Annotated in this window: 26 protein-coding genes; 13 read left to right on the top strand and 13 right to left on the bottom strand. The window is 71.3% G+C overall.

Going from position 1 to position 26479, the window contains the following annotated elements:
- Window positions 1-62: 62 nt before the first annotated feature.
- From ACLJQF_RS22810 to ACLJQF_RS22785, 6 genes are all read right to left on the bottom strand, one after another.
- Complete coding sequence (locus ACLJQF_RS22810) at window positions 63-959, bottom strand: TauD/TfdA dioxygenase family protein (protein WP_410611443.1); 897 nt, start codon at window positions 957-959, stop codon at window positions 63-65.
- On the bottom strand, window positions 956-2269 hold the full coding sequence (locus ACLJQF_RS22805; protein WP_410611441.1) for an LLM class flavin-dependent oxidoreductase: 1314 nt from the start codon (window positions 2267-2269) through the stop codon (window positions 956-958). Before ACLJQF_RS22805 ends, ACLJQF_RS22810 begins: the two co-directional genes overlap by 4 nt.
- The gene (locus ACLJQF_RS22800) at window positions 2266-3108 is read right to left on the bottom strand and encodes an ABC transporter permease (protein ID WP_410611439.1); all 843 of its coding nucleotides are present in this window, start codon (window positions 3106-3108) and stop codon (window positions 2266-2268) included. Before ACLJQF_RS22800 ends, ACLJQF_RS22805 begins: the two co-directional genes overlap by 4 nt.
- Entirely contained in the window at window positions 3105-3878 is a 774-nt protein-coding gene (locus ACLJQF_RS22795) for an ABC transporter ATP-binding protein (protein ID WP_410611437.1), read from the bottom strand. The genes ACLJQF_RS22800 and ACLJQF_RS22795 overlap by 4 nt, the downstream gene beginning before the upstream one ends.
- Complete coding sequence (locus ACLJQF_RS22790; protein WP_410611435.1) at window positions 3875-4894, bottom strand: ABC transporter substrate-binding protein; 1020 nt, start codon at window positions 4892-4894, stop codon at window positions 3875-3877. Before ACLJQF_RS22790 ends, ACLJQF_RS22795 begins: the two co-directional genes overlap by 4 nt.
- 101 nt (window positions 4895-4995) lie before the next feature.
- Entirely contained in the window at window positions 4996-6213 is a 1218-nt protein-coding gene (locus tag ACLJQF_RS22785) for an ROK family protein (RefSeq protein WP_410611433.1), read from the bottom strand.
- 88 nt (window positions 6214-6301) lie between these two features.
- Here ACLJQF_RS22785 and ACLJQF_RS22780 point away from each other — a divergent pair, with 88 nt between their 5' ends.
- Entirely contained in the window at window positions 6302-6637 is a 336-nt protein-coding gene (locus tag ACLJQF_RS22780) for an ArsR/SmtB family transcription factor (protein ID WP_410611432.1), read from the top strand.
- Window positions 6638-6639: 2 nt separating this feature from the next.
- A complete protein-coding gene (locus ACLJQF_RS22775; protein WP_410611430.1) occupies window positions 6640-7119 on the top strand; it encodes an SRPBCC family protein in 480 nt (159 codons plus the stop codon).
- Here ACLJQF_RS22775 and ACLJQF_RS22770 read toward each other — a convergent pair.
- Entirely contained in the window at window positions 7088-8056 is a 969-nt protein-coding gene (locus ACLJQF_RS22770) for a helix-turn-helix transcriptional regulator (protein ID WP_410611428.1), read from the bottom strand. The genes ACLJQF_RS22775 and ACLJQF_RS22770 overlap by 32 nt on opposite strands.
- 62 nt (window positions 8057-8118) lie before the next feature.
- On the opposite strand from ACLJQF_RS22770, the gene ACLJQF_RS22765 reads away from it, so the two are divergent.
- The 4 genes from ACLJQF_RS22765 to ACLJQF_RS22750 all read left to right on the top strand — a co-directional run bounded on the left by ACLJQF_RS22765 (window position 8119) and on the right by ACLJQF_RS22750 (window position 14767).
- Window positions 8119-9246 (top strand): epoxide hydrolase family protein, encoded by a 1128-nt coding sequence (locus ACLJQF_RS22765; protein ID WP_410611426.1) that lies wholly within the window; start codon window positions 8119-8121, stop codon window positions 9244-9246.
- Window positions 9243-10307 carry a winged helix DNA-binding domain-containing protein gene (locus ACLJQF_RS22760; RefSeq protein ID WP_410611424.1) on the top strand — a complete coding sequence of 355 codons (1065 nt, stop codon included), beginning with the start codon at window positions 9243-9245 and terminating at the stop codon, window positions 10305-10307. Before ACLJQF_RS22765 ends, ACLJQF_RS22760 begins: the two co-directional genes overlap by 4 nt.
- 94 nt (window positions 10308-10401) lie before the next feature.
- Window positions 10402-13527: an ATP-binding protein gene (locus ACLJQF_RS22755; RefSeq protein ID WP_410611422.1), complete on the top strand. Its 3126-nt coding sequence runs from the start codon at window positions 10402-10404 to the stop codon at window positions 13525-13527.
- A gap of 31 nt (window positions 13528-13558) precedes the next feature.
- The gene (locus tag ACLJQF_RS22750) at window positions 13559-14767 is read left to right on the top strand and encodes an FAD-dependent monooxygenase (RefSeq protein WP_410611420.1); all 1209 of its coding nucleotides are present in this window, start codon (window positions 13559-13561) and stop codon (window positions 14765-14767) included.
- Here ACLJQF_RS22750 and ACLJQF_RS22745 read toward each other — a convergent pair.
- The 3 genes from ACLJQF_RS22745 to ACLJQF_RS22735 are packed head-to-tail and all read right to left on the bottom strand — an operon-like array spanning window position 14764 to window position 16341.
- Window positions 14764-14997 (bottom strand): HIT family protein, encoded by a 234-nt coding sequence (locus ACLJQF_RS22745; RefSeq protein ID WP_410611418.1) that lies wholly within the window; start codon window positions 14995-14997, stop codon window positions 14764-14766. The two genes, ACLJQF_RS22750 and ACLJQF_RS22745, sit on opposite strands and share 4 nt — an antisense overlap.
- Window positions 14946-15194 carry an HIT family protein gene (locus ACLJQF_RS22740; protein ID WP_410611843.1) on the bottom strand — a complete coding sequence of 83 codons (249 nt, stop codon included), beginning with the start codon at window positions 15192-15194 and terminating at the stop codon, window positions 14946-14948. The genes ACLJQF_RS22745 and ACLJQF_RS22740 overlap by 52 nt, the downstream gene beginning before the upstream one ends.
- Before the next feature lie 28 nt (window positions 15195-15222).
- Window positions 15223-16341 (bottom strand): helix-turn-helix domain-containing protein, encoded by a 1119-nt coding sequence (locus ACLJQF_RS22735; protein ID WP_410611416.1) that lies wholly within the window; start codon window positions 16339-16341, stop codon window positions 15223-15225.
- 178 nt (window positions 16342-16519) lie between these two features.
- On the opposite strand from ACLJQF_RS22735, the gene ACLJQF_RS22730 reads away from it, so the two are divergent.
- Complete coding sequence (locus tag ACLJQF_RS22730; protein ID WP_410611415.1) at window positions 16520-17779, top strand: YncE family protein; 1260 nt, start codon at window positions 16520-16522, stop codon at window positions 17777-17779.
- 65 nt (window positions 17780-17844) lie between these two features.
- Here ACLJQF_RS22730 and ACLJQF_RS22725 read toward each other — a convergent pair whose 3' ends face one another.
- Window positions 17845-18258, bottom strand: a complete 414-nt coding sequence (locus tag ACLJQF_RS22725; protein WP_410611413.1) for a DUF5655 domain-containing protein — start codon at window positions 18256-18258, stop codon at window positions 17845-17847.
- A 124-nt stretch (window positions 18259-18382) separates the two neighbouring features.
- Window positions 18383-18859, bottom strand: a complete 477-nt coding sequence (locus ACLJQF_RS22720) for a MarR family winged helix-turn-helix transcriptional regulator (RefSeq protein WP_410611411.1) — start codon at window positions 18857-18859, stop codon at window positions 18383-18385.
- Window positions 18860-19082: 223 nt separating this feature from the next.
- Here ACLJQF_RS22720 and ACLJQF_RS22715 point away from each other — a divergent pair, with 223 nt between their 5' ends.
- On the top strand, window positions 19083-19787 hold the full coding sequence (locus ACLJQF_RS22715) for a DUF4142 domain-containing protein (protein ID WP_410611410.1): 705 nt from the start codon (window positions 19083-19085) through the stop codon (window positions 19785-19787).
- A gap of 50 nt (window positions 19788-19837) precedes the next feature.
- Here the strand turns inward: ACLJQF_RS22715 and ACLJQF_RS22710 are convergent, their stop codons facing one another.
- Window positions 19838-21622, bottom strand: a complete 1785-nt coding sequence (locus tag ACLJQF_RS22710; protein WP_410611408.1) for a sigma-54-dependent Fis family transcriptional regulator — start codon at window positions 21620-21622, stop codon at window positions 19838-19840.
- 137 nt (window positions 21623-21759) lie between these two features.
- Between ACLJQF_RS22710 and ACLJQF_RS22705 the strand changes: the two genes are divergently transcribed.
- From ACLJQF_RS22705 to mimD, 5 genes are all read left to right on the top strand, one after another.
- Window positions 21760-22014 carry a hypothetical protein gene (locus ACLJQF_RS22705; RefSeq protein WP_410611406.1) on the top strand — a complete coding sequence of 85 codons (255 nt, stop codon included), beginning with the start codon at window positions 21760-21762 and terminating at the stop codon, window positions 22012-22014.
- An 81-nt stretch (window positions 22015-22095) separates the two neighbouring features.
- Complete coding sequence (locus ACLJQF_RS22700) at window positions 22096-23745, top strand: methane monooxygenase (protein ID WP_410611404.1); 1650 nt, start codon at window positions 22096-22098, stop codon at window positions 23743-23745.
- 77 nt (window positions 23746-23822) lie between these two features.
- Window positions 23823-24854: an NADH:ubiquinone reductase (Na(+)-transporting) subunit F gene (locus ACLJQF_RS22695; RefSeq protein ID WP_410611403.1), complete on the top strand. Its 1032-nt coding sequence runs from the start codon at window positions 23823-23825 to the stop codon at window positions 24852-24854.
- Window positions 24855-24861: 7 nt separating this feature from the next.
- Window positions 24862-26031, top strand: coding sequence for a toluene hydroxylase (locus tag ACLJQF_RS22690; RefSeq protein ID WP_410611401.1), 1170 nt, complete (start codon window positions 24862-24864; stop codon window positions 26029-26031).
- The gene (gene mimD, locus ACLJQF_RS22685; RefSeq protein ID WP_410611399.1) at window positions 26028-26399 is read left to right on the top strand and encodes a propane 2-monooxygenase effector subunit MimD; all 372 of its coding nucleotides are present in this window, start codon (window positions 26028-26030) and stop codon (window positions 26397-26399) included. The genes ACLJQF_RS22690 and mimD overlap by 4 nt, the downstream gene beginning before the upstream one ends.
- Window positions 26400-26479 lie beyond the last annotated feature (80 nt).

Below are 26479 nucleotides of genomic sequence, written 5' to 3'. Positions count from 1 at the left end.
ACCAGCCACGGCAAACGGTGACCTTGTTTCCCCAGGTCACGCACACAAGTGTCCCTGTAGTACTAGGCGACGGAGGTGTAGTGCGACGCGTCACCTTCGAGCGATTCGCTGGCCCGCCCGTCGACGCCGGCGGGGATGTCGCCGGCCACCGTGACGCGGTTGAGCCGCCGCGGCAGGTTGTCGTAGTTGTCGATCGCGTAGTGCTGGGTGATCCGGTTGTCGAACAGCACCAGCTGGTCCGGCTCCCAGGCCACCCGCACGACGTTCTCCGGCCGCGTGACGTAGGACTGCAGCAGCCGCAGCAGGTCCCGCGACTCGCTCACCGACAACCCTTCGATCCGCTGGGCGAACCCGCCGATGAACAGGCCGCGCTCGCCGGTCACCGGGTGCACCCGCACCACCGGGTGGACGGTCCGGTACTTCCGCGAGACGAACTGCGCCCGGCGCTCCCGCTCCTGCTCGTCCACGGTCTCCGGCGGCTGGACGTAGTCGTAGTCGTTGGTGTGCACCGCCCGCAGCGTGTCGGCGAACGCGCGCAGCGGCTCCGGGAGGTCCCGGTAGGCCGCGGCGGCGTTCGCGATCAGCGTCTCCCCGCCGTACGGCGGTACCACCAGGCTGCGCAGCGTGCTGGCCTTCGGCGGGTTGAGCACGAAGGTGACGTCGGTGTGCCAGTGGTTGGCGCGGCCCCGCTCGCTGTCCACGGGCAGGATCGTCGGCGCCCCGTCGACGGCGGGCACCGTCGGGTGGGCCTTGGTCAGCTCGCCGAAGTGCGCCGCGAACCGCTGCTGGCCCTCGTCGTCGAGCCGGGCGCCCCGGAACACCAGCGCCTTGTGCTCGTGGAGGGCGTCGGTCAGGAACGCGACCTGCGTGGCGTCGAGGTCGCCGGCCGGGTCGAAGCCGACGATTTCGGCGCCGATCCTCCCGGTCAGCTTGCGGACGTCGGTGCCGATGGTGGTCATGCGGGCTCCTTCACTCGGTTGCGGTTGACGGGTCGCGCGAGGCCGTAGTGCTCGCGCAGGGTGGTGCCGGAGTACTCGGTGCGGAAGAGCCCGCGCCGCTGCAGTTCCGGGACGACGAGGTCGACGAAGTCGTCGAGCCCGCCGGGCAGGGTGGGCGGCATGACGTTGAAGCCGTCGGCGGCGCCGCCGCGGAACCACGCCTCCAGCTCGTCGGCGACCTGGACCGGTGTCCCGGCGAAGACGCGGTGCCCGCGCCCGCCGGCCAGCCGTTCCAGCAGTTGCCGGATGGTCAGGTCCTCGCGCCGGGCCAGGCCGACGACCAGGTCGAACCGGCTCTGGCCGCCCTCGGTGAAGCTGCCGACTTCCGGCAGCGGGCCGTCCAGCGGGTAGCCGGTGACGTCGTGGTCGAGCATCTTCGACAGCTGCTGCAGCCCGTAGTCCGGGGTGATCAGGGCGTTCAGCTCGGCTTCCCGCTCACGCGCTTCGGCCTCGGTGCGGCCGAGGATCGGCGAGATCCCGGGGAGGATCTTGAGCTCGTCCGGCGTGCGGCCGTACTTCGCGAGCCGGCCTTTGACGTCGTCGTAGAACGCCTTGCCCTCGGCGAACGTCTGCTGTGCGGTGAAGACGGCTTCGGCGTGCCGGGCCGCGTATTCCTTGCCGGTCTCCGACGACCCGGCCTGGACGAGCAGCGGGTGGCCCTGCACCGGCCGTTCGATGTTGAGCGGTCCGCGGACCTGGAAATGCGGGCCGTCGTGCTCGATCGCCCGGATCCGGCCGGTGTCGGCGTAGACCCCGCTCGCCCGGTCGACGACCGCGGCGTCGTCGTCCCAGCTGTCCCACAGCTTCTTGACGACCTCGATGAACTCGTCCGCCCGCTCGTAGCGGGCGGAGTGCGACGGGCGCTTGGCCAGGTTGAAGTTGCGGGCTTCGTCGATGCCCGCCGAGGTGACGATGTTCCAGCCCGCGCGGCCACCGGAGAGGTGGTCGAGCGAGGCGAACTTCCGCGCCAGGTGGTAGGGCTCGTTGTAGGTCGTCGACGCCGTCGCGATCAGTCCGATGTGGACCGTGGACGCGGCGAGCGCGGACAGCAGCGTCAGCGGTTCGAAGTGGCTGTGGGAGTTGTGCTTGACGTTGCCCCACAGGGCGACGCCGTCGGCCAGGAAGATTGAGTCGAGCCTGCCGCGCTCGGCGGTCCGCGCGATGTCGACGTAGTGTTGCAGCGCCCGGGCCCGGTGCGGGTCGGTCGAGGGGTGCCGCCAGGCGGCTTCGTGGTGGCCGTTTGGCATCACGAACGCGTTGAGGTGCATCATGGCTTCTCCTTGGGGCGCCAGGTGGAAAACCGCCGTTCGAGCGCGACGAAGCCGGCGTTGACGAGCACGCCGAGCAGTGAGACCGCGATGATCCCGGCGTACATCTGCTGGATCTGGAAGTTCACCTGGCTCGTGTTGATCAGGTAGCCGAGGCCCGCTTTGGCGCCGACCATCTCCGCGGCGACCAGCACCAGGATCGAATACGACGCCGCCATCCGGATGCCGGTGAACACCGTGGGCACCGCCGAGGGCAGGATCACCTTCCGGAACAACCGCGGGCTGGACAGCCCCAGCGAGCGGGCCGCCTTGACCAGCAGCGGATCGACCGTGTTGACCCCGGCGATCGTGTTGAGCAGCACCGGCCACACGCAGGCGTAGACCACGAGGCTGACCTTCGACAGCTCGCCGATGCCGAGCAGCAGCGTGAACACCGGCAGCAGCGCCAGCGCGGCGGTGTTGCGAGCCAGCTCCAGCAGCGGCTGCAGGAACCGCGCCACCGGTCGGTACCAGCCGATCAGCAGCCCGAGCGGCACCGCGACCGCGACGGCCACGGCGAACCCGGCGGCGGACCGTCCGACGCTGGCCAGCAGGTGGTCGGCGAGTTCGCCGTCGAGGACGAGCTCCCACAGGGCCTGCAGGTCCTCCGACAGCGGCGGAAGGAACGTCCGAGTGCCCTCGTCGAGGACGAACCGGGGGACCAGTTCCCAGAGCGTTACGAACAGCACCACCGCGGCCGACGCGTGCACCGCCCGGGTGAGCTTCTTCCGGAATCGGCGCGGCTTCGGCGGCGGGTCCGGGAGTCCGGTGTGGACGGCGGGGGCTTCGAGGGTGGTGGTCATCGGGCCGCGCTCCGTTCGTGTTCGGCTGCCTTGCGGACCTCGTCGTGCAGGAGTTCCCAGAGCCGGTGGCGGTGCCGTCCGAACTCCGGCCCGGAGCGCACGTCACCGGTGCGGTCGCCGAGGTCGACGTCGACGACGGCCTTGAGCCGCCCGGGCCGCGACGTCAGCACCGCGACCTGTTGTCCCAGGTAGACGGCTTCGTCGATGCCGTGGGTGATGAAGACGATCGTCTTGCCGGTGCGGCGCCAGATCCGCAGCAGCTCCTCCTGCAGCTGCTCGCGGGTCTGCGCGTCGAGCGCGGCGAACGGCTCGTCCATCAGCAGCACGGCCGGGTCGTAGGCGAGGCTGCGGGCGATCGCGACGCGTTGCTTCATGCCGCCGGACAGCTCGTGCGGGTAGCGGTCCTCGAAGCCGGACAGTCCGACCAGAGCGAGGTATTCGCGGGCCCGTTCGGCCCGCTGCCGCTTGCCGAGCGGGCCGCCTTCGAGGCCGAACTCGACGTTGGCGCGGGCGGTGCGCCACGGGAACAGCGCGTACTGCTGGAAGACGACCCCGCGGTCGAGCCCAGGGCCGCGCACCGGCACGCCGTCGATGAGCACCTCGCCCGACGTCGGGGTGGCGAGGCCGCCCAGCAGGTCGAGCAGCGTCGACTTGCCCGAGCCGCTGGGGCCGACGAGGGACAGGAACGTGCCGTCGGCGATGTCGAGGGAAACGTCGTCGAGGGCGGTGAGTTCGCCGAAGGTCTTGGTCACCGCGCGGATGCTGATCACTTGGTCACCGCCGGGGCGCCGTCGCGGTAGGGGTTGAACTCGTTGGTGTAGAGCTTCGAGGTGTCGATCTTGTCGTGCTTGAGGTAGCCCTCCTGCTTCAGCCACGGCTCCCACCGCGTGTAGTCCGCGTCGGAGATGAGGCCGCCGTGGGTGATGCCGACGCTCTTCCAGTACTTCAGCGTGTCGGTGCTTTCGTTGCGGCCGCGGGCTTTGATGATCTTCGTGAAGCGGGCGATCACCTCGTCGCGAGGGGTCGTGCGCTCCCATTCGATCGCCCGCGCGACGGCGGAGACGAAGATCTTCGCCGTCTCCGGGTACTTCTTGATGAAGTCGGTGCGCAGCACGTACGGGCCGCCGTTGTAGGGCCCGAACGCGCCGACGTCGGTGAACAGCGCGCGCACGCCGCCGGCCGCGACGGCGTGGTCCTGCAGGATCCCCTGCAGCGCGGCGACGTCGAGCTGGCCGTTGCGCAGCGCCTGTTCGGCGTTCACCGGCGGGATGACGACCAGCTGCACCTGCTTGATCTCGGCGTCGGACAGGCCCTGGCCCTTGAGCCAGGTGTCGAGCGCGGCTTCGAGGTTCGCGCCGGCGGTGTTGACGCCGACCTTCTTGCCGATCAGGTCACGGGCGGTCCGGATCGGACTGTCGTCCTTGGTGTAGAAGCCGAGGAAGGCCTTGTCGTCGGAGCCGTAGTAGTTGACGACCGCCTTGACCGGGGCGCCGGCCTCGACGAGCTTGACGACCGCGCCGGTGAAGGCGCCGCCGAAGTCGGTCTGGTCGGTGGCCGCCGACTGGATGTCCTGCGGGCCGCTGATCGTGTTGCCGACCCACTTCAGCTTGACCGGGCCGAAGTAGCCCAGGTCTTCGGCGAGTTCGGGCAGGGTCACGGCGTTGGCGCTGCCCTGGTAGCGCAGTTCGAGCTTCTCGGGTTGGCCGGGCGCACCGGTGGCTGTCGCCGAAGCGCAGCCGGCCAGCAGCACCGCGGCGGCGGCGAACAGAGGCAGGATTTTCTTCACGGTGGTTTCGTCCGTTCCGGGAGTCGGTGGGGATGCCACAATTGTTGGCGGCGCCCGGACGGACGGTCAATTTTGCGAGTTCGTGAAATAACTCCGGCGGTTCACGAGGCGCGCGGCAACCCGGTCAGAAGGGGACCGAGCGGGTCTTCGTAGAGCACGTCGAGGAGCACGGCGCCGCCGGCTGTCGCCAGCTCGGTGCCCGGGAAGCTCGTGCCCACAACGGTTTCCGCCGAATCGGGGCAGCGGGACCGGTTGCCGACCTCGTCCCGGATGATGGGAAGGCAGCTCGGCACCTGGGCTACACTCCGGTCGACCACCACGAGCACGGCAGGATTCAGCACGTCGAGCAGAAGGGCGGCCGCCTGGCCGATCAGCCGTGCGCGTTCGTGGAACATCCGCAGTGCCGTGGAATCGCCTTCGGCGGCCAGCGCGAGCAATTCCGGAAAGTCCGGGCGCGCGATCAATCCGGTTTCCGCGGCTTTGCGCGCGAGTGTTGCCTCCGAAACGGCCGCTTCCAGGCAGCCGGTGCGCCCGCAGCGACACGGCTCGGTGCTGTCGTCGACGCGCAAGTGCGCGACGGCGCCCGCGGCCGAGCGCGGCCCGTGGTGCACGCTCGCGCCGGTGGCGAACGCGGCGTCGACGACGTTGCCGGTGAACAGCTGCACGACGCTGTCGCGGGCCCGGGGGTGCCCGAAGAGCCGTTCGGCGTGCACCAGCGCCCGCGCGTGCCCGTCGACCTCCACCGGCAGCCCGGTGCTGCCGGTCAGCAGGTCGCGGACCGGCACGTTCTCCCAGCCGAGCAGCGGGTGCTCGACCACGGTGCCGGACGCGCGGTCGACCCAGCCGCCGGTGGCGACGCCGAGACCGAGCGGCTCGCGGTCCGGGGCGTGCCCGAGCAGGAGGTCGTCGAAGATCTCGGCGGCCCGGGCCAGCAGGTCTTCCGCGGCCAGGCCGTCGTGCGGTTCTTCGTGCTGCACCAAGACGTTCCCGCGCAGGTCGAGCAGGGCGACGGTGGCGTGGTGCACGGCCAGGTGCAGCGCGCCGGCGACGTGCCGCCCGGTGTCGAGGTCGATCGGCACATGCGGCCGTCCGACGCTCCCGCGTGAATCCGCTTCCGGGAGTTCGTGCAGCAGCCCGAGCCGGGCCAGCTCGGCGGTGTGCCCGGTGACCGCCGCCGCGGACAGCCCCGTCCGCCGCGCGATGGTGCTGCGCGCGATCGGGCCGTCGTCGAGCACCGCCCGCAGGACCGCGCTCGCACTGGCGCTGCGCCGGGCCCCGCGCGCGTCCGTCCTCTGTGGACTCACCGCCCGGCTGGTCATGGCCCGATCGTGACAGACGAACCGGCGTGCGCCCAGCGTGCCCAGGATGCGGGCTTGACGTATACCCATATGGGAATATGATGGCCGCGTGGCACGAGCAGCGACGACCGCCGACACCTTCAACGCCGTCGCCGAACCCCGGCGGCGGCAGATCCTCGACGTCCTCATGGCGGGCGAGCGGTCGGTCGGCGACCTCGTCGACCTGCTCGGCCTGGCTCAGCCCCAGGTGTCGAAGCACCTGCGGGTGCTGCGCGAAGTGGGCGCGGTGGACGTGCGCGGCGACGGCCGCCAGCGGCTCTACCGGCTCAACGGCGCCGCGCTCAAGCCCATCCACGACTGGGTCAAGCGCTACGAACGGACGTGGGCGGAGCGGTTCGACCTGATGGACGACGTCCTCGAGGACCTCAAGGAACAGGAGCAGTGAACGTGGAGATCACCACCCCCACCGACGACCGGATCCTCATCACCCGCGAGTTCGACGCGCCGAAGCACCTGGTCTACCGCGTGTGGACCACCCCGGAGCTGGTGAGCCGCTGGTGGAGCGGCCACCGCGGGACGACCACCGAAGTCAAGCTGGACCTGCGGCCCGGCGGCCGCTGGCGGTTCGTGCTGAAGACGAACGACGGCGCCGAGGTCGGCTTCCACGGCGAGTACCGCGAGATCGTGCCGGACGAGCGGCTTGTCTACACCGAGGTGTTCGAACTGCCCGGCGTCGACCCGGATGACGTGGACGGCCCGCTCAACACCGTCACGTTCACCGCGCTCGACGGCGACCGCACGCGCCTGGAGCTGCTGACCGAAACCGGGAGCAAGGAACTGCGCGACACGATCCTGCAGTCCGGCATGGAGGTCGGCGCGCGGGGACAAATGGAGATCATCCAGGAACTGGCGGACTCCCTGCGCTAGCGGCCCGCAGGAACCGCTCGCCGGTCTTCGCCAGCGCCTCGGCGAGCTCCGGCGCGTCGAGCACCTCGAAGTCGACGTCGAGCAGGCCCAGGTACAGCCCGAGCGTCTGCGCGTTGTCGGAGCCGACCTCGGCGACGCAGCGGTCCGGCCCCTCGGGCGTCACGTCGACCGCGATCGGCAGCCGGGTCCGGACGTACTCCACCGAGGCGTGCAGCCGCACCCGGGCGTGGAACCGCCAGGTCGCCGAGCCGACGCTGCGCTGGACGAACTGCGCGACGTCGCCCTCCGGTGGCTCGCGCGGGGCGAAGCGCGGGCCGTTCGGCACCTTCGGCGTCATCCGGTCGACGCGGAAGGTGCGCCAGTCGTCGCGGGCAGTGTCCCAGGCGACGAGGTACCAGCGCCGTCCCCAGCTGACCAGCCGGTGCGGCTCGACGTCGCGGCGGCTCGGCGTGCGCTGGTGGCTCGTGTAGTCGAAGCGCAGCCGCTCGCTCGCCCGGATCGCCGTCGCGACTGCGGTGAGCACGTCGGCGTCGACGGCCGGGCCGGCGCCGGGCACCGCGACCGTCGCGGTCTGCAGCGCCCGCACCCGGTGCCGCAGCCGCGACGGCAGCACCTGCTCCAGCTTCGCGAGCGCTCGCACCGACGTCTCGCCGATGTCGGCGACGCCCGTCGCGGTCCGCAGCCCGACCGCGACGGCCACGGCTTCGTCGTCGTCCAGCAGCAGCGGCGGGAGCTGCGCGCCCGCGCCGAGGCGGTAGCCGCCCTGGACGCCGGGGGCGGCCTCGACCGGGTAGCCGAGCTCCCGCAGCTTGCCGATGTCGGTGCGGACGGTGCGCGCGGTGACGCCCAGCCGGTCGGCCAGGTCGGCGCCGGTCCAGTCACGCCGCGTTTCGAGCAGCGACAGCAGCCGCAGGAGGCGGGCGGAGGTCTGCAACATTCTTGAAGGATCGCACGAATCGCGGAAGGAAGTCTTCCGCAATGGCTCCTAACGTGCTGCTCATGACGAACGAAATCCGTCCCTTCCGCATCGACATCCCGCAGGCCGAGCTGGACGACCTCCACCGCCGCCTGGCCTCGGCCCGGTTCGCCGAGCCCGTGCCCGGCGACGAGCCGGACTGGTCCCGCGGCATCCCGGCCTCCGCGGTCCGGACGCTGGCCGAGTACTGGCGCGACGGCTTCGACTGGCGCGCCCAGGAAGCGGCGCTCAACGCGTTTCCGCAGTTCACGACCGAGATCGACGGACAGACCATCCACTTCCTGCACCTCCGCTCGGCGCAGGCCGACGCGATGCCGCTGCTGCTCACCCACGGCTACCCGAGCTCGATCGCCGAATTCCTCGACGTCATCGGCCCGCTGACCGAGCCGGGCCCGGACGCCTTCCACGTCGTCGTCCCGTCGGTGCCCGGGTTCGGGTTCTCGACCCCGCTGAGCGGCCCCGGCTGGGAGCTGGCCCGCACGACCGACGCGTTCGCCGAGCTGATGACCCGCCTCGGCTACGACCGGTTCGCCGCGCAGGGCGGCGACCTCGGCGCGGGCGTCACCGGCCGGCTCGCGGCGCTGTACCCGGACCGCGTCATCGGCACCCACGTGAACAGCGACCGCGGCACGATCGCGCTGGCCGGTGAGCAGCTGCCGCTGCCGGACGGCCTGTCGGAGGCCGAACAGTCCGAATTGGACGCCGCCCGCGCGGCCTGGCAGGCCGGGCGCGGGTACCTCGACCTCCAGTCGCACAAGCCCGAGACGATCGCGGCCGCGCTCACCGACTCCCCGGTCGGCCAGCTGGCCTGGATCGCGGAGAAGTTCCAAGCGTGGACCGGCGCGGACGGCATCGATCGCGACCGGCTGCTGACCAACGTCAGCATCTATTGGTTCACCCGCAGCGGCGCGACCGCGGCCCGGTTCCTGTACGAGGCGGCCCACTCGGGACACGGCTGGCTGGCGCCGTCGGACGTCCCGGCGGGCTGGGCCGTGTTCGACACCTCGCCGGTGGTGCGGCGGATCATGGACCCCGACGAGAAGATCGCGCACTGGTCGGACTTTGCCGAGGGCGGCCACTTCGCGGCGATGGAGGAGCCCGAACTGCTCGTCGCCGACGTCCGCGCGTTCTTCCGCGGACTGCGGCCGTGAACGTCCGCGCGCTCAACCGGGCGCTGCTCGCGCGGCAGCACCTTCTGGACCGCACGTCGTTGCCGCCCGCGGCGATGCTCGGGCACCTCGTCGGGATGCAGGCGCAGGCACCGCTCGCGCCGTACGTCGGGCTGTGGACGCGGCTCGCCCGATTCCGGCCGGACGAGCTGGCGGCCCTGCTCACCGGCCGGCACGCCGTCCGCGGGCTGCTGATGCGGGGGACCGTCCACCTGGTCCTCGCCGAAGACGCGCGGGTGCTGCGGCCGCTGGTCCAGCGGGTCGTCGCCGGCGGCTACACCGGCCACTTCGGCCGCCGCGTCGGCGACGCCGATCTCGGCGCGGTGGCCCGCTTCGGCCGTCAGCTGCTCGACGAGCGGCCCCGGACCCGGCGGCAGCTGCAGGACGCACTGGCTTCGCGGTGGCCGGAGCACGACGCCGAAGCACTCTCGTACGCGGTCGGCTACCTGGTGCCGACCGCGCAGGTGACGCCCCGCGGCGTGTGGGGTTCGACCGGCCCGGCCACCCTGACCACCCTCGAAAGCTGGCTCGGTGGTCCGCTGGCCGACGGGCCGTCGCTGGAGGACGTGGTGCGGCGGTACCTTCGCGCGTTCGGCCCGGCTTCGGTCGCCGACGTCCAGGCGTGGTCCGGGCTGACGAAGCTGCGGGAGATCGTGGAGCCGATGGGCCTGCGGACGTCCCGGGCGGAGTCCGGCGAGGTGCTGTACGACGTCGAAGACGGTGTGCTCCCGGACTCGGAGACTCCGGCGCCGGTGCGGTTCCTGCCGGAGTACGACAACGTCCTGCTTTCGCACGCCGACCGGGCCCGCGTGCTCCCGCCCGGCCGACGGGTCCCGCTGCCGCCGGGCAACGGCGCTTCGCGGGGAACGCTGCTGGTGGACGGGTTCTACCGCGCGGACTGGCGGCTGATGGGAGCCGCCCTGGAAGTCACCGCGCACGACCGGCTCACGGCGGGGGAGCGGGCGGAGATCGAAGGGGAAGCCACGCGGCTGCTGGAGTTCCTCGAGGCGGGGATGCGGTCGGTCCGGATCACCGGAAGCTGACCGGGGGGGCCTGTGGGGCCGGGATCGTCGCGACCGCGGCGCGGTTCGGCGAAAGCCGACCACCGGACCCGCGCCCTGGGCCAGAATCGGCGGCGTGCAGTTCGCCATCCTCGGGCCGGTCGAAGCCCGCCGTCCCGACGGGACCCCGGTCGCCCTCGGCGGCCCGCAGCTTCGGGGGCTGCTCGCCCTGCTCGCCCTCGACGCCGGGCGGGTCGTCAGCGCGGAGCGGCTGATCGACGGCCTGCACGGCGAGCACCCGCCCGAGGGCGCGGCGGAAGCCCTGCAGTCCCAGGTCTCGCGGCTGCGACGGCGGCTGCGGGACGGCGGCGCACCCGACGGCCTCGTCGAATTCACCCCCGCCGGCTACCGGTTGGCCGTCGACCCCCAGGACGTCGACGTCCACCGCTTCGAACGCCTCACCGCGCAAGCACGGGAAACCCCCGGTCCCGCAACGAAACTGGAGCTGCTCACCGAAGCGCTCGCGCTGTGGCGCGGCCCGGCGCTCGACGGGCTCGCCGACCCACCTCGCGCGGCCCGGCTGGCGGAACTGCGGCTGGCCGCGACCGAGGACCGCGTCGAAGCCGGGCTCGCGCTCGGCCACCACGAGCGGCTCGTCGCCGGGCTGCGGGAGCTCACCCGCGAGCACCCCCTGCGCGAACGGCTGACCGCCCAGTTCCTGCGGGCCCTGCACGGCAGCGGCCGGTCCGCCGAAGCACTGGCGGCCTTCGCGGAGATGCGGGAGCGCCTGGCCGACGAACTCGGCGCCGACCCGTCGGCCGAGCTCGCGGACGCGCACACCGCGGTCCTGCGGGCCGCCGCGCCTGTCCCGGCCCGCCGGGTGCCCGTGCCGCTCACCGGGTTCGTCGGCCGCGCCGAACTCGACCGGCTCACCGCCGCCCTGCGTGACGCCCGGCTCGTCACGCTCACCGGACCGGGCGGCGCGGGCAAGACCCGGCTCGCCGTCGAAGCCGCGGCCCGGGCGGCGGGCGAGGTCTGTGACAACCGAGGCTTCGCCTCGGGCCAGGGGCTTCGCCACCCGGACCCCCGAGAAGCTGTGTGTGACAACCGAGGCTTCGCCCCGGGCCGGGGGCTTCGCCACCCGGACCCCCGAGAAGCTGTGTGTTTCGTCGAACTCGCGACGGCCACCGAGGTCCCGCGCCCGATCCTCGCCGCGCTGGGCCTGCGGGAACAGGGCGTGCTGACGCCGGGCGCGGCCGCCGACCCGGCCGACCGGCTGGCCGCCGGGCTCGCCGACCGGCCGCTGCTGCTGGTGCTCGACAACTGCGAGCACGTCGTCGCCGAGGCCGCGCGGCTGGTGCGGCGCCTGTTGGGCGAGTGCGCCGGCCTGCGCGTGCTGGCCACCAGCCGCGAAGCGCTGGGCCTGACCGGCGAGACGCTGGTGCCGGTCGGCGCGCTTCCTGCCGACGCCGCGGCACGGCTGTTCACCGACCGCGCCGCCGCGGTCGCCCCCGGCGAGGCACTCGATCCCGGCGCGGTCACCCGCATCTGCGCCGCTCTCGACGGCCTCCCGCTGGCCATCGAGCTCGCCGCCGCCCGGCTGCGGTCGTTGCCGGTGGAGGACGTCGCCGCGCGGCTCGGCGACCGGTTCCGGCTGCTCGCGCGCGGCGACCGGACCGCCGAGCCCCGGCACCGGACCCTGCGCGGCGTCGTCCAGTGGAGCTGGGACCTCCTCGACCCGGACGAACAGCTGCTGGCCGCCCGGTTCGCGGTCTTCGCCGGCGGCGCGCGACCGGCCGCCGTCGAGCGCGTCTGCGCCGGCTCCGACGCCGCGCTCACCGGTCTCGTCGAGAAGTCCCTGGTCGAGTTCGGCGGCGGCCGGTACCGGATGCTGGAGACCATCCGCGCCTTCTGCGCCGAGCAGGGCGAGGACCGGCGCGCGGCGCACGCGAAGTACTTCCTGGACTTCGCCTCGGCCCACGAGCCGAAACTGCGCGGCGCGGACCAGCTCACGGCGCTGGCCGAGCTGACCGCCGAACACGCCGACCTGCACGCGGCCCTGCGCTGGAGCGCCACCGAAGAGCCGGAGACCGCGTTGCGGCTCATCGCCGCCCTGTCCTGGTACTGGTGGCTGCGCGGCCTGCGCAACGAGGCAACGCCGATCGTGGACGCCGTGCTCGCCGCCGTCGGCCCCGAACCGCCGCCGGGGCTGGCCGAGGAATACGTCCTGTGCGTGATCCAGGCGTCGGACACCGACGTCGCGATCGAGCCGATCCTGCGGCAGCTGGCCGGGCCGCTCGAATACCCGTACCTCTTCCTGCTGTGGGCGTTTTCCCCGCGCACCAAGGCCGAGGACGGCGCACGGCTGGCCGCGCTGATCGGCCCGGACGCGTGGTCCCGGGCGTTCGCGCGGATCGGCGACGGCCTCGGCGCGCAATACCGCGGCCGGATCGCCGAAGCCGAAGGGCACTTCGCGGCGGCATTGGACGCCTTCCGCACCCTGGGCGACCGCTGGGGCGAGGCCAGTGCGCTGGAGAAGCTCGCGGAGTTCGCGGACTGGCGCGGCGACCACGCGCGGTTCCGCGAGCTGATGGACGAGTCGGTCCGGCTGGCGGGCGAGCTCGGCGCGGCCGAAGACGCCGCGGACCTGCTCTGCCGGCGCGCCGACGGCGTCCTGCGGCAAGGGGACGCCGAAGCGGCGAAGGCCGACTACGAAGCCGCCGCCGAGCAGGCGCGCGCCGCGGGCACGCCGGTGACGCTCGCCCGGGCCCACGGCGGCCTGGGGGAGATCGCCCGCCGCGCGGGCGACCTGGCCGCGGCCCGGCGCTGGTACACCGCGGCGCTCGCCTTGGCCGCCGACCCGGTGACCGGCGGCGAGACGCGGATCCGCGTCCACACCGGCTTCGGCTGGACGGCGGCCGCCGAAGGCCGCCTCGACGAGGCCACCGAGCTGCACCAGGAAGCACTGGCCACGGCGCTGGAACACGCGAACCTGCCCGGTGCGGCCCAGGCGATCGAAGGACTGGCCGGGGTCCTCGCCGCGCGGGAGGAGGACGAGCGGGCCGCGTTCCTGCTCGGCGTGGCCGTCGGCCTGCGCGGCGCACCGGTGACCGGGGACGCCGACGTCGCCGCGGTGGTGGACCGCGTCCGGGCACGCATCGGCGCCGAGGCCTACGCCGAGGCGTTCGACCGCGGCCGGGAAATGCCGCCCGAGCAGGCGGTCGAGGAGGCCGGTCAACGGCGGTTCGCGCTCGGTTCGTGAGCGGTCAGCGGCCGCGCCGATCCTTCGGGGCATGACGAAGAACATCCTGATCTCCGGCGCCAGTATTGCCGGCCCCGCCCTCGCCTGGTGGCTGCACCACCACGGCTTCCACGCCACCGTCGTCGAGCGCGCCCCGAGCCTGCGCGAAGGTGGCTACAAGGTCGACATCCGCGGCGTCGCGGTCGAAGTCGTCCGCCGGATGGGCCTGCTGGAGCAGGTCCACGCGGCAAGCACCGACATGCGCGGCGCGGCGTTCGTGAACAAGCGCGGCAAGCAGGTGGCCACCCTCGACGCGGACACGTTCGGCTTCCGCCACGGCGACGACACCGAGGTCTTGCGCGGCGACCTGGCCCAGATCCTCTACGACGCCACCCGCGCGAACACCGAGTACGTCTTCGGCGACTGGATCACCGGGCTCGACCAGCGACCCGACGGCGTCGAGGTGACGTTCGCCCACGGCGCACCCCGCCGCTTCGACCTGGTCGTCGGCGCCGACGGCCTGCACTCCGGCGTCCGCGCACTGGCGTTCGGCCCGGAAGAGGACTACCTGCGCCGCTTCGACGCCTACATCTCGATCTCGACGGTGCCCAACAGCTTCGAGCTGGACCGCTGGGAGCTGCTGCACTCGGCGGCCCCGGGCAAGATGGTGAACGTCTACAGCACGGCACGGGCGGCCGACGCGAAGGCGGCGTTCTGGTTCACCGCACCCCCGCTGACCTACGACCGCCGCGACATCGACGGCCAGAAGGACCTCGTGGCGGACCGGTTCGCCGGCCTGGGCTGGGAAATCCCGGCGCTGCTGGAGGCGATGCGCGAGGCGGGCGACTTCTACTTCGACCCGGTGTGCCAGATCGTCATGGACCGGGTGTCGACCGGCCGGGTGACACTCCTGGGCGACGCCGGCTACTGCCCGTCCCCGGCCTCGGGCCAGGGCACGAGCCTGGCGCTGGCGGGCGCGTACGTCCTGGCGGGCGAGCTGGCATCGGACTTTTCGGGGGCACTGCCCCGGTACGAAGCCACGATGCGGCCGTACATCGAGAAGAACCAGGCGCTGGCGAAGACGGCGTTGCGCGGGATTCTCCCGCAGTCCCGGGCGTTCGCGTGGTTCAACACCCGGATGATCCGGCTGATGCCGTACCTGCCGGGCCGCAACCGCGTCCTGGAGCAGATGTCCCGCCCCATCCGCGAGGCGGCGAACGCCTTGGTGCTGAAGGACTACCGCGCGTCGCGGCCGGTCTAGCGCGCTGCCTTCACCTTCTCCGCGACCTCGACCAGCTCCTCGCGCGACCGCACCCGCCAGTCGGCGTTCAGCACGAAGCCGTCGCCGGCGAACCGGGGGATCACGTGCAGGTGGACGTGGGGGATCTCCTGGCCCGCGGCCTTCCCGTCGGCCAGGAACAGGTTGATCGCCTCGCACTTCAGGTCGGTGCGCCGCACCGCCGCCGCCAGTTCCCGCGCGATCGTGAACATCCGTGCGCCCGCCTCGGTCGGAAGCGAAGCCAGGTCCGCGTGATGGGCGCGGGGCAGACCAGCAGGTGGCCCGTGGTCACCGGGCGCAGGTCGGCGACCGCGACGAACTCGTCGTCCTCGTGGACGAAAGCCGCGGGAGCCTGGCCCGAGCCGATCGCGCAGAAAACGCATTCTCCGGTCGAGGTGGTCGCCGGCATGTGCTGAAGTTCAGCCATGTGGGCGACCCTAGCGGCCGCCGAGCCAGTGGTGCAGGGCCCACCACGACCGCACGGCGTCGAGCACGCCGCCGCCGCTGTTCTCCGCCAACGCCACCGGGGTGAGCTCGGCCAGCCGGTCGAGGCGGTAGCGGACCGTGTTCGGGTGCAGGTGCAGTGCGTCCGCCGTGGGACGCAGGCGCTGGCCGTGGTCCAGGTAGGCCAGCGCCGTCGCGGCCAGCTCGCGGTGGAACGCGGTTGCCGGGTCGAGCGCGCCGAGCAGCTCGTTCGCGAGCAGGCTCGCCAGCAGGGGCTGGGCCGTCAGCGCGAGTTCGCCCGCCAGCCCGGTGAGGTCGTGGCAGCCGGGTCCGGCGATCCGCGCGGCCGCCGTGCAGAGCCGGTGCACCTCCCGCAGGTCGGGCAGCGCCGCCGGGGGCGCGACGACCACCAGGACGCCGTCGGCGAGCTCGACCCCGGCGGGCGGGCGCGCCGCCAGGCCGGTGAGCCGGCCCTCGACCAGCCCGTACACCCCGCCGAACTCCAGCAGCGCCTGTTCGAGCGTGCGCGCCCGCGCCGGGTCGCTGACGTCGGACACCACGCACGAGTACCGGCCCTCGGGACGCAGCCCCGCCTGCCGGAGCTCTTCCGGCGTGGGCGGCTCGCCGGCCAGCAGCACGGTGCGCAGCAGCTGGGTCCGCGCGTCGCGCACCGTCCGCGACAGCTGCAGCTCGGCCGCGTGATAACCCTTGACGATGTGCCGTTCCAGCGCGCCGGTGTAGCGCTCGGCGTCGAGCACGGTTTCGAGGATGACGTCGTCGGACAGGCCCGCGGCCCGTGCGCGTTCGACGGCGAAGCGGGCCGCGAGCGTCCGGCCGGCCTGGACCCCGCGCAGCAGGTCGGTGAGCGGGACACCCTGCGCGGCCCGGTCGGCGCCCAGCGCTTCGGCGGTGGTGTAGTCGGCGCTGTCGGGGTTCGTGGTGGCGCGCAACGCGGCCGAGAGCAGGAACTGGACGTGCCGCCGGTTCTCCGCCTCCGGCAGCCGCGCCACCTCGGGCGACTGGCTCCGCGCGGCCTGCACCAGCTCGTTCACGACAGTGTCATCGGCGGCCATCGCGTCGAGCACCTGCCGGAGCAGCGGTGAGGCCGGCACGGCACCCTCCCGTTGTGGCATGGCCACAACGCCGTGGCCGCGATGTTGGGCAAGCGGCCCTACCGGAGCGGCTCCGGTGGCCGGTTATCGTGACAATACCGGACAGTAACCTCGTTCCTTCGCGAAATCCATCGACCGATGGTCACCACACCTCTTCACTGTCGAAAGGTGTTTTCCCGTGCGCAATATCCGTCGGAAGCGGTCGTACCTCTCGCGCCTGGCCTGCCTCACCGCCTCCGTCGCCCTGCTGGCGACCGGGGCGGCGGTGCCGGCGACCGGCGCCGCGGCGGCCCTGCGGGAGGTGATGTTCGTCGGCAACAACTGGGAAGGCACGGCGGACGTCATCCAGTCCCGGGGTTCCTTCGCCCGCATCGGGCGCGTCAACATCATCCCGGACAAGGACGCGCGGCTGCAGGAGATCTACCTCAACCCGATCAAGCTCGCCTTCTTCCTCGGCATCCGCAACGGACCAGGGGAAGGGCACGACCAGTACGTCGACGACATGTACACCACGCCGGACGGCGGTTCGGTGGTGGCGTCGCGGCCGAGCTTCGCCGACGTCGTCTCGATCAACCTGACGACCGGCCGGATCAACTGGCGCTTCCCGGTGTCGGGCTTCCGCGCCGACCACATGGCCGTCTCGCCGGACGGGCGCCGCGTCGCCGTCTCGGCCTCGACGTCCAACACCGTGCACGTGCTGGACATCGGCACCGGCCAGCAGGTCGGCTCCTTCGCCACCGGCGACAAGCCGCACGAGAACGTGTTCACCGACGGCGGCCGGTACCTGTGGAACATGTCGATCGGCGAGGTCAACACCGACCTCGACGACCCGGGCTGGGACTTCACCAAGGGGGACCGGCGCATCACCGTGGTCGACGCCACGACCTTCCGCCAGGTCAAGGTGATCGACATGCGCCAGCGGCTCGACGCCTTCGGCCGCAGTGATCTCTCCGACGCCGTGCGGCCGGTCGCGTTCACCCCGGACGGGTCGAAGCTGTACTTCCAGGTGTCGTTCTTCAACGGTTTCGCCGAGTACGACGTGGCGACCGACAAGATCACGCGGGTCAAGGAGCTGCCGAAGAACCCGGCCACCAGCGACGACCGCAAGACCTTCGTCAACGACTCCCGCCACCACGGCCTGTCGATGAACCCGGCGGGCACCAAGCTGTGCGTCGCCGGGACCATGGACGACTACGCCACGGTCGTCGACCGCGCGTCCCTGCAGCAGGGCACACTGGTGCCGGCGGTGAAGCCGTACTGGGCCACGGTCAGCGGCGACGGCAGCGCCTGCGTGATCTCCGAGGCCGGCGCCGACCAGGTCACCGCGATCGACTTCGCGACCGGGCAGAAACTCGTCTCGGTGCCGGTGGGCGACCACCCGCAGCGGGTCCGCATCGGCCACGTGCCCGAGGGCTGGACCGGCCCGGCCACCTCCTGACTCGCGCAAGTTCGTGAAGGCCACCTTGAGGAACTTAAAGTTCCTCAAGGTGGCCTTCACGAACTTCAGGAGATGTCGAAGGCGATCGTGAGCCAGGCGCGGACTTCGTCGTCCACATCGGACACCGCGCGCAAGCTCAGTTTGTGCCCGACACGCGGCCCGCTCGCCCAGCTCGCCGGGGCGATGCGGGCCGTTTCGACCGGACGCGGCAGCCACAGGTACACCAGCACGTCCCTGGACCGCGGGCGCAGCTCGGCGAGTTTCCGGTCCCGCTTCAGGAACACCCCGACCTTGACGGCGTCTTCGTGGACGTCGCCGAGGGTGCGCAGGTGCCCGAGGACGGCGTCGTAGACCTCGCGCTGCCACGGCGCCTTGCCGGCGAACGTCTCCTCGACCGTGCAGCCGGGGACGCAGGTGTGCCCCTGGCCGGTGCGCGCGAACTCGCGGTCGCAGCGCGGGCACGTCCACCGGGTCGGCATGCCGTCCAGGATGGCACTCACAGTGCCGATCGGTGCCAATCCGACCACAGCCACGGCCGAATGACTTCGTGGCAGTGGTTACGTGCCGCGTGGGGGGTCGGCCTACTTTTGGCCGGATTGGCACTCACAGTGCCGCCGGGCCGAGCGCCGGGATGGTGGCGGCCGCGTGGAGCAGTTGCCGGGCCGCCTCGCCCGCGGCCTCCCGCTGCGCCGGCGGCAGTTTGTCCAGCAGTGCCCCCAGCGCGGCGTGCCGCCGTTCGAGCATCCGCGCCACGATCTCGTGCCCGGCCTCGGTCACCTCCACCGTGACGACGCTGCGGTTGCCGGGGCTGCGGCCGCGGGCCACGTAGCCGAGGGCCTCCAGCCGGTCGGCCAGCCGCGTCACCGAGGACGCGTTGACGCCCATCGCCGCCGCCAGTTGCGAGCTCGGGACCCGGCCGAGTCGGTCCAGGATGAGCAGAAGCCGCGTCTGCGGGAAGGACACCTCGGGCGGCGCCGCGTGCGCGCATTCCCACGCGATCCCGACCAGGACCACGGTGAGGCCGTCGAGGGCGGCCACGTCCGGGTCGGCGCCCGGCGCCGCGTTGTCGAGGGGTTGCATGACGCAATACTTGCCAATCGCAAGAGCATCGGTCAAGATGGACATCCCCGGCGCTCGCCGGCGGTTCCGGCCGGATCGGCCACTTGCTTCGTTTTCGTGTGCCATCGGTATGTCCTGAAGCTAAATCCGTTGGTACGCAAGAAAAATTCTCCGGATATCACTGAACCTCCGCGCGACGGCGTCCGTGTACCGCGTACCCGCACTGTCGTCAGAAGGAGGAATCATGCCGGATCACCGTGGCATGACAAGCCAAGCCAAGATCCGGACCGCGCTGGTCGTCGTGGCCACGCTCGCCGTGGTCGGCGTGGGCTCGGTCATGGTGCTGAACGCCAACGCCCAGACCTCGCCCGGCTCGACGCAGGCGGGGGTCCCGGCGCACACCATGCCCGGCATGCAGATGGGCTCGGCCGCCCAGGCCGGGGCCGAGAACATCGCGGGCGCCGGCCCGGTGACCGAGCTCGACAAGACGTTCCTGGTCAAGGTGCGCCAGGCCGGGCTCTGGGAGATCCCCGCCGGTGACCTCGCGCAGAGCAACGCCAGCAGCGAACAGGTGAAGCGCGCGGGGCTGCACCTGCTGGACGGGCACTCGCACCTCGACCAGCTCGTCCGCGAGGACGCGAAGATGCTGGGCGTGGCACTGCCGGACAAGGCGACCGCCGAACAGCAGGACTGGGTCCGCCAGCTGACCAACGCGAAGGGTGCGGAGTTCGACAAGCTGTTCGCGAACGTGCTGCGGGCGTCGCACGGCAAGATCTTCGCGACCATCGCCGAAGTCCGCGCCGGTACGCAGAACGACGTCATCCGGCGGCACGCGACGCAGGCGAACCAGACCGTGCTCGACCACATGACGGTCCTCGAGGACACCGGCCTGGTCGACGCCAAGACGATCGAGGAGGTCGCCGCGGCGGTGAACCCGCCGGCGAAGTGACGCCGGCGCGCTGGGGAGGGACGGTAGCCGCACGCCGGGGATCCGGGCGGCTACCGGGTCGGTGCGACGATGCCGTACTCGTGGATCTTGCGGTAGATCGTCGCCCGTGAGATGCCCAGCAGCTTCGCCGCCCTGACCTTGTTGCCGTCCGCGTCCTCCAGGCACCGCACGATGGCGTCCCGCTCGATCGACTCGAACCGGTTCAGCGGCCGCCGGGTCACCGCGTGGAACTCCGCCGGGAGGTCGCCGGGGCGGATGGTGCCCGCGCGGCGGCGCTGGGCGACCGTGCGCAGCACCTGGTGGAGCTGGCCGGTGTTGCCCGGCCACTCCGCCCGCATCAGCAGGTGCAACGCCGCGGCCGAACACGTCAGCCGGCCGCCGTAGCCCAGCTTGCTCAGCACCAGCGGGACGAGCTCCGCGAGGTCTTCGACGTGGTGGCGCAGCGGCGGCACCCGGACCGTCCGGGGGAAGAACTTCAGCAGCTCGGCCAACGCCGGTTCGGTTTCGGCCTCGGGCACGTGGGTGGCCACCACCCACGGCGCGCTCGCGTCCTCGCGCAGGGTCCGCAGGACCGCGGCCAGCGCAGTGGCCGCCGGCGCCGTCAGGCGGTCGGCGTGCCGGATCACCAGCGTGCGGATCGGGGCTTCGGCGTGCTCGCGCGGCAGCGCGGCCCAGTCCGTGCCGGGCGCGGCGTCGATGGTGCGCAGCCGGGCCGCCGGGTGGTGCCGCTGGTGCAGGCCCTTCGCCAGGCTCAGTTTGCCGGTGCCGGGCTCGCCTTCGAGCGCGACCCACTCGCCGCGCCGGTGGCCGGAGTCGAGGTCGTGTCCGCAGCGCAGCCACAGCGGCGCCGAGCCCACGACGCCCGGCAGGTACATCGGCAGCATCGGCGTCGGGACGGGCAGGGTCTCCTCGGCCTCGATCAGCTTCACCGACAGCACGCCGCCCGCGGTCTCGGTCTCGCGCCGGCCCGCGACGCGGCGGCACAGCACGCGGACGCGCAGCCCGCTGGACAGCGACAGCGTCGCCGGGGTCCGGCGGCCCTCCGCGAGTGCTTCGGTGGCGTGGCCGAGCAGCACCGACTGGTCGGCCGGGTCGAGCAGCTGCCGGGCCCGGTCGTTCATCATCACGATGTCTTCGTTGAACGCCAGCACGATGCCCGTCCACCGGCGGCAGGTCTGCAGGTAGGCCTGGAAGAGCATCATCTCCCGCAGATCGCTGTGCCGCAGCAGCGCCTGGCGGATCTGCTCGGCCGTCGAGCGGGCCAGCGCGACGAGCAGGCCGCCCGCGTCCTTGTACCAGCAGGTGAGGTCGACGGCGCCGACCTTCTTGCCCGAGATCGGGTGGTGGATCGGCACCCCCGCGCAGGCCAGGTTCTCCAGGTGCTCGGCGTAGTGCTCGTGGCCGAACACGGTCGTCGGGCGGCCGTCCTCCAGCGCGGTGCCGATGCCGTTCGTGCCGACGGACTGCTCGCCGTAGCTGAACCCGGGCACCAGCTCGACGCGCTCCAGGTGCCGGGCCAGGTCGGCGTCACCGGTCCGCTGGGTGAGCACGACGCCGCCGGGGTCGGTGAGGATGAGGCTGATCGGCTGGCCCTCGAACTGCTCGCCCAGCTTGTCCAGCACCGGCTCGGCGCCGCGCGTGAGCGGGATGTCGAGGTTCTGGTCGCCGAGGTAGAGCGGGTCGATCCGGTCGGCCTCGACCTGGAACTCCCGCGACCGCCGCCACGAGGCCAGGATCGTGGGCCGGACGGTGTCCGCGGGGACCGCCTCGGCGGTCAGGAACCGCACCCGGGTGCGGGCGAGTTCGTCGTCGGCGACCAAGGCCATCTCGTCCACGTGACCTCCAGTTCCCCGCGGCCCACGTGGGTGCGGGCACACCCGTTGTGCCGCCGGTCCAGGGTAGATCGGTCCCGCCGGTTCCGGTGTCTCAAATTGAGACGCTCCTCCTCGCGCGGCGGCGGTGCCATGGAGAGATGGCCGCCGAGACGTACAACCCCTGGACGATCGTCAACCTGGTCTTCACGCACCTGGCCGAGCAGGGCCTGCACCCGGAGCTCGGCGCGGCCGGTCACCCCGGCGAGCCCGCCGCCGCGCTGCTGCGCGCGTTCGGGATCGTCCCCACCGTCGAGGGGGACGCGCGCGTGCAGGCGGGGATCCACGACGAGCTGGCCGGCCTGCGGGCGCGGCTGCTCGACACACCCTCCGGCAGCGGCTCTGTCTCAGATTGAGACCCGCGTCCGGAGCGGGTGCCCTCCTAATGGTGACCGCAGGACGCCCCGGGCGGCGAGCCACGGACAAGGAGCTGATCCATGAGTCGCCAGAGTGTGGCGAAAGCCCACCAGAAGATCCAGGAACTGTCGTGGGAACCGGCGTACCACTCTCCGGTTTCGCACTACGGCACCGACTACACGTTCCGGAAGGCCAAGAAGAAGGACCCGTTGAAGCAGGTCCTCCGGTCGTACTTCCCGATGCAGGAGGAAAAGGACCACCGGGTCTACGGCGCCGAGGACGGCGCGATCCGCGGCAACATGTTCCGCCAGGTCCAGGAACGCTGGCTGGAGTGGCAGAAACTGTTCCTGTCGATCATCCCGCTGCCGGAGATCTCGGCCGCGCGGGCGATGCCGCTGCTGTTCCGCACGGTGCCGAACCCGGAACTGCACAACGGCCAGGCGATCCAGATGATCGACGAGGTCCGGCACTCGACCATCCAGCAGAACCTCAAGCGCCTGTACATGCAGAACTACATCGACCCGGCGGGCTTCAACTCGAGCCTGCGCAACTTCCAGAACGACTACTGCGGCACCATCGGCCGCCAGTTCGCCGAAGGCTTCATCACCGGTGACGCCATCACCGCGGCGAGCATCTACTTGACCATCGTCGCGGAAACGGCGTTCACGAACACGTTGTTCGTCGCCATGCCGGCCGAAGCCGCCGCGAACGGCGACTACCTGCTGCCCACGGTGTTCCACTCGGTGCAGTCCGACGAATCCCGCCACATCAGCAACGGCTACGCGACGCTGCTGATGGCGCTGTCGGACGAGAGCAACCACCAGCTGCTCGAACGCGACCTGCGCTACGCGTGGTGGAACAACCACGCCGTCGTCGACGCCGCGATCGGCACGTTCATCGAGTACGGCACCAAGGACCGCCGCAAGGACCGCGAGAGCTACGCGGAGATGTGGCGCCGCTGGATCTACGACGACTACTACCGCAGCTACCTCGTCCCGCTCGAAAAGTACGGGCTGGTGATCCCGCACGACCTCATCGAAGAGGCGTGGAACCGGATCTGGAACAAGGGCTACGTCCACGAAGTCGCGCAGTTCTTCGCCACCGGGTGGCTCGCCAACTACTGGCGCATCGACCCGATGACCGACGAGGACTTCGAGTGGTTCGAGTACAAGTACCCGGGCTGGTACGACAAGTACGGCAAGTGGTGGGAGAACTACAACCGCCTCGCGACGCCGAACGGGCACCACCCGATCGTCGCCGAGGACGTCGGCTACGTGTACCCGCACCGCTGCTGGACGTGCATGGTGCCGTGCCTGATCCGCGAGGACATGGTGGTCGACGAGGTCGACGGCCAGCACCGGACGTACTGCTCGGAGACCTGCCGCTGGACCGACGCCGAGGCGTTCCGCCCCATCTACCAGGGCCGCAACACCCCCAACATGGGCCAGCTCGTCGGCGCCCGGGAGTGGGAGACGCTCTACCACGGCTGGAACTGGGCCGACGTCGTGTCCGACATGGGTTTCGTCCGCGACGACGGCAAGACCATGGTCGCCCAGCCGCACCTGGACCTCGACCCGAAGAAGATGTGGACGCTCGACCACCTGCGCCGGATGCCCGAGGTGCAGTCGCCGAACGTGCTGCTCAACCAGATGACCGCCGCCGAACGGGCCGCCTTCGTCGCGGACTACAACCGCCAGGGCCCGGCCGGCCGCCCGGCACCACAGTCCTGACACTCACCGGTCGTGAGTGGTAATTCGGGTTAGAACCCGAATTACCACTCACGACCCCGCACCGAGACGGGGCTGGGATGACAGCGGAAAAGCACCGCGTCCGGTTCGAGCCGGTCGGGATCGAGATCGACGTCGCCGAGGACCAGACGATCCTGCGCGCCGCCGCCGAGCAGGGTGTCATGCTCATGCACGGCTGCAAGGAAGGACAGTGCGCGGCCTGCAAGTCGTTCCTCCTCGACGGCGACGACGTCGAACACGACCGGTATTCGACCTTCGCGCTTCCCGACTACGAAAAGGAGGAAGGCTTCACGCTGCTGTGCCGGGCCCACGCCTACGAAGACCTGACGATCGAGCTGCTCAACTACGACGAGGAGATGATCCAGTCCGGCCTGCCGATCCAGGAGGCCATCGCCGAAGTCGTGGCGAACGACCCCGTGACCCACGACCTGCGGCACCTGGTGGTCCGGCTGGACGGCGACCTGAAGTTCTTCCCCGGCCAGTACCTGGACTTCGCCGTGCCGGGCACCGAGGAGACGCGGTCGTTCTCGATGGCCAACACCTCGGCGCGGGACGGCTTCCTGGAGTTCGTCATCAAGATCTACCCCGACGGGCTGTTCTCCCGGTTCCTCGACGCACGGGTCGCGGTCGGCGACCGGCTCCGGGTGACCGGCCCGTTCGGGGTGTTCACCCTCCGGGACAACCCGGGCAAGGACCTGGTCTTCGTCGGCGGCGGGGCCGGGATGGCGCCGATCCTGTCCCTCCTGCGGTCCATGGCCGAGCGCGGTCTCGACCGGAAGGCGACCTTCTACTACGGCGCCCGCCGCCGTCGCGACCTCTGCTTCGAAGCGGAACTGCGGGAGCTGGAAGCGAAACTGCCCGGCTTCCGGTACGTCCCCGCGCTGTCCGAGCCGGGTGACGACGACTGGACCGGCGAAACCGGCTTCGTCACCGACGTCCTGCGCCGGGCCGGCCTCGACCTGACCGGCGCCGACGCCTACGTCTGCGGGCCCCCGCCGATGGTGGACGCCGCACTGGAGCTGCTGCCCGCACTCGGCGTCGCCGAAAAGCGCGTCTTCTACGACAAGTTCACCACCACGGGCGAAGGGTAAGGAACCCATGACAGCCACCCAAGAACGCAGCGTGCCCAAGCCGGCGTTCACCGACGCCGAGGCGGGCGCGAAGGTCTTCCCGGACTCCACGGCCCGCCAGTACAACTACTTCACCCCGGCCAAGCGCAAGCAGAGCCACTACGAGGACGTCACCGTCGAGGTCCAGCCCGACCCGCGGCACTACCTGTCCCAGGGCTGGCTCTACGCCTTCGCCGACGGCAAGGCCGGATACCCGCTGGAATGGACCGCGCTGAAGGCGTGGGGTTCGGACCGGCCGCTGCCCGAGCGCGGCCCGGGCTCCGGCGGCAAGGGCTACGACTGGCCCGCCCACGGCTGGCACGAGTTCCGCGACCCCAACGAGGAGTGGGAGCTCACGCTCTACCGGTACAACGCGAACGTCGTGCGCCAGCTGAACCAGAACATCGACGCCGCTCGCCAGGCCAAGGCGTTCGAGCAGTGGAACCGCAACTGGATCGACTTCGTCGCCAAGCACGTCGGCGCGTGGATGCACGTCGACCACGGGCTCGGCCTGTACCTGTTCGCCAACGCCAACCGCCGCGCGCCGACGAACATGCACAACAACGCGATCTCGGTGAACAGCATGCACCGGATCCGTGCGGCGCAGGACCTCGCGCTGTACAACCTCACACTCACCGAGGAGATCGAGGGCTTCGACGGCACCGCCCACCTGGCCACCTGGAACGAGGACCCGGCCTGGCAGGGCGTGCGGGAGACCGCCGAGCACCTGACCGGGATTTGGGACTGGGGCGAGGCGATCTTCGCCGCGAACATCGTCTTCGAACCGCTCGTCGGCGAGCTCTTCCGCAGCAACCTGGTCCAGCAGGCCGCGCCCGCGAACGGCGACTTCGTCACCCCGACGCTGATCGGCGCCGAGGAGTTCGACTTCTCCGAACGCGACCTCCGCTACACGAAACCACTGTTCCACCTGCTCATCAACGACAAGGAGTTCGCCGACCACAACCGGGCCCTGCTGCAGAAGTGGCTCGAGGACTGGGTGCCGAAGAGCATCGCCGCCGCCCGGACGCTGCAGCCGCTGTGGTCGCAGCCCGACGCCAAGCCGATCCGGTTCGAGGACGGTCTCGACCGCGTGAAGAGCCGGTTCGCCGGCATCCTGTCCGAACTGGGCCTCAAGGCACCCGAGGAGCTGGGCCAGTGACTGTCTTCAAAACCGCGGAAAGCCCGTTCAAGGCCGACAACACCGCGTCGAACATGTGCGGTTTCACCCTGATGAACAACCAGGTGGGCGCGATCATCGCGGAAGTCATGGCCGCCAAGGACAACGTGACCGTGACGCCGTTGCCGTCGATGATCCGCGTCGACGCCCGTGGCCGGACGGACCTGGTCTACGCCGAGGTCGACGAGGCCGCCGGCGAGGAAGAAGGCTGGTTCAACGCGGCCGAGTTCGAGGAGAGCATGTCCACCCACTACGGGCGGATGATCCACGAAGACGACCGCACGATCATGTTCGCCAACCCCGAAGACGCGGCGGAGTACCTCGATTTCGATCTCAAGCCCATCCGCTAGTCGTGAGTGGTAATTAGGGTTAGAACCCTAATTACCACTCACGCCAACCGGCACCCAGCACGCGATACCCTCAGGAGGGT

It is taken from the genome of Amycolatopsis sp. lyj-109 (assembly GCF_046548995.1).
Taxonomy (GTDB): domain Bacteria; phylum Actinomycetota; class Actinomycetes; order Mycobacteriales; family Pseudonocardiaceae; genus Amycolatopsis.
The sequence above is the reverse complement of the archived record's forward strand: the minus strand, read 5'-3'. Positions and strand labels throughout refer to the sequence as shown.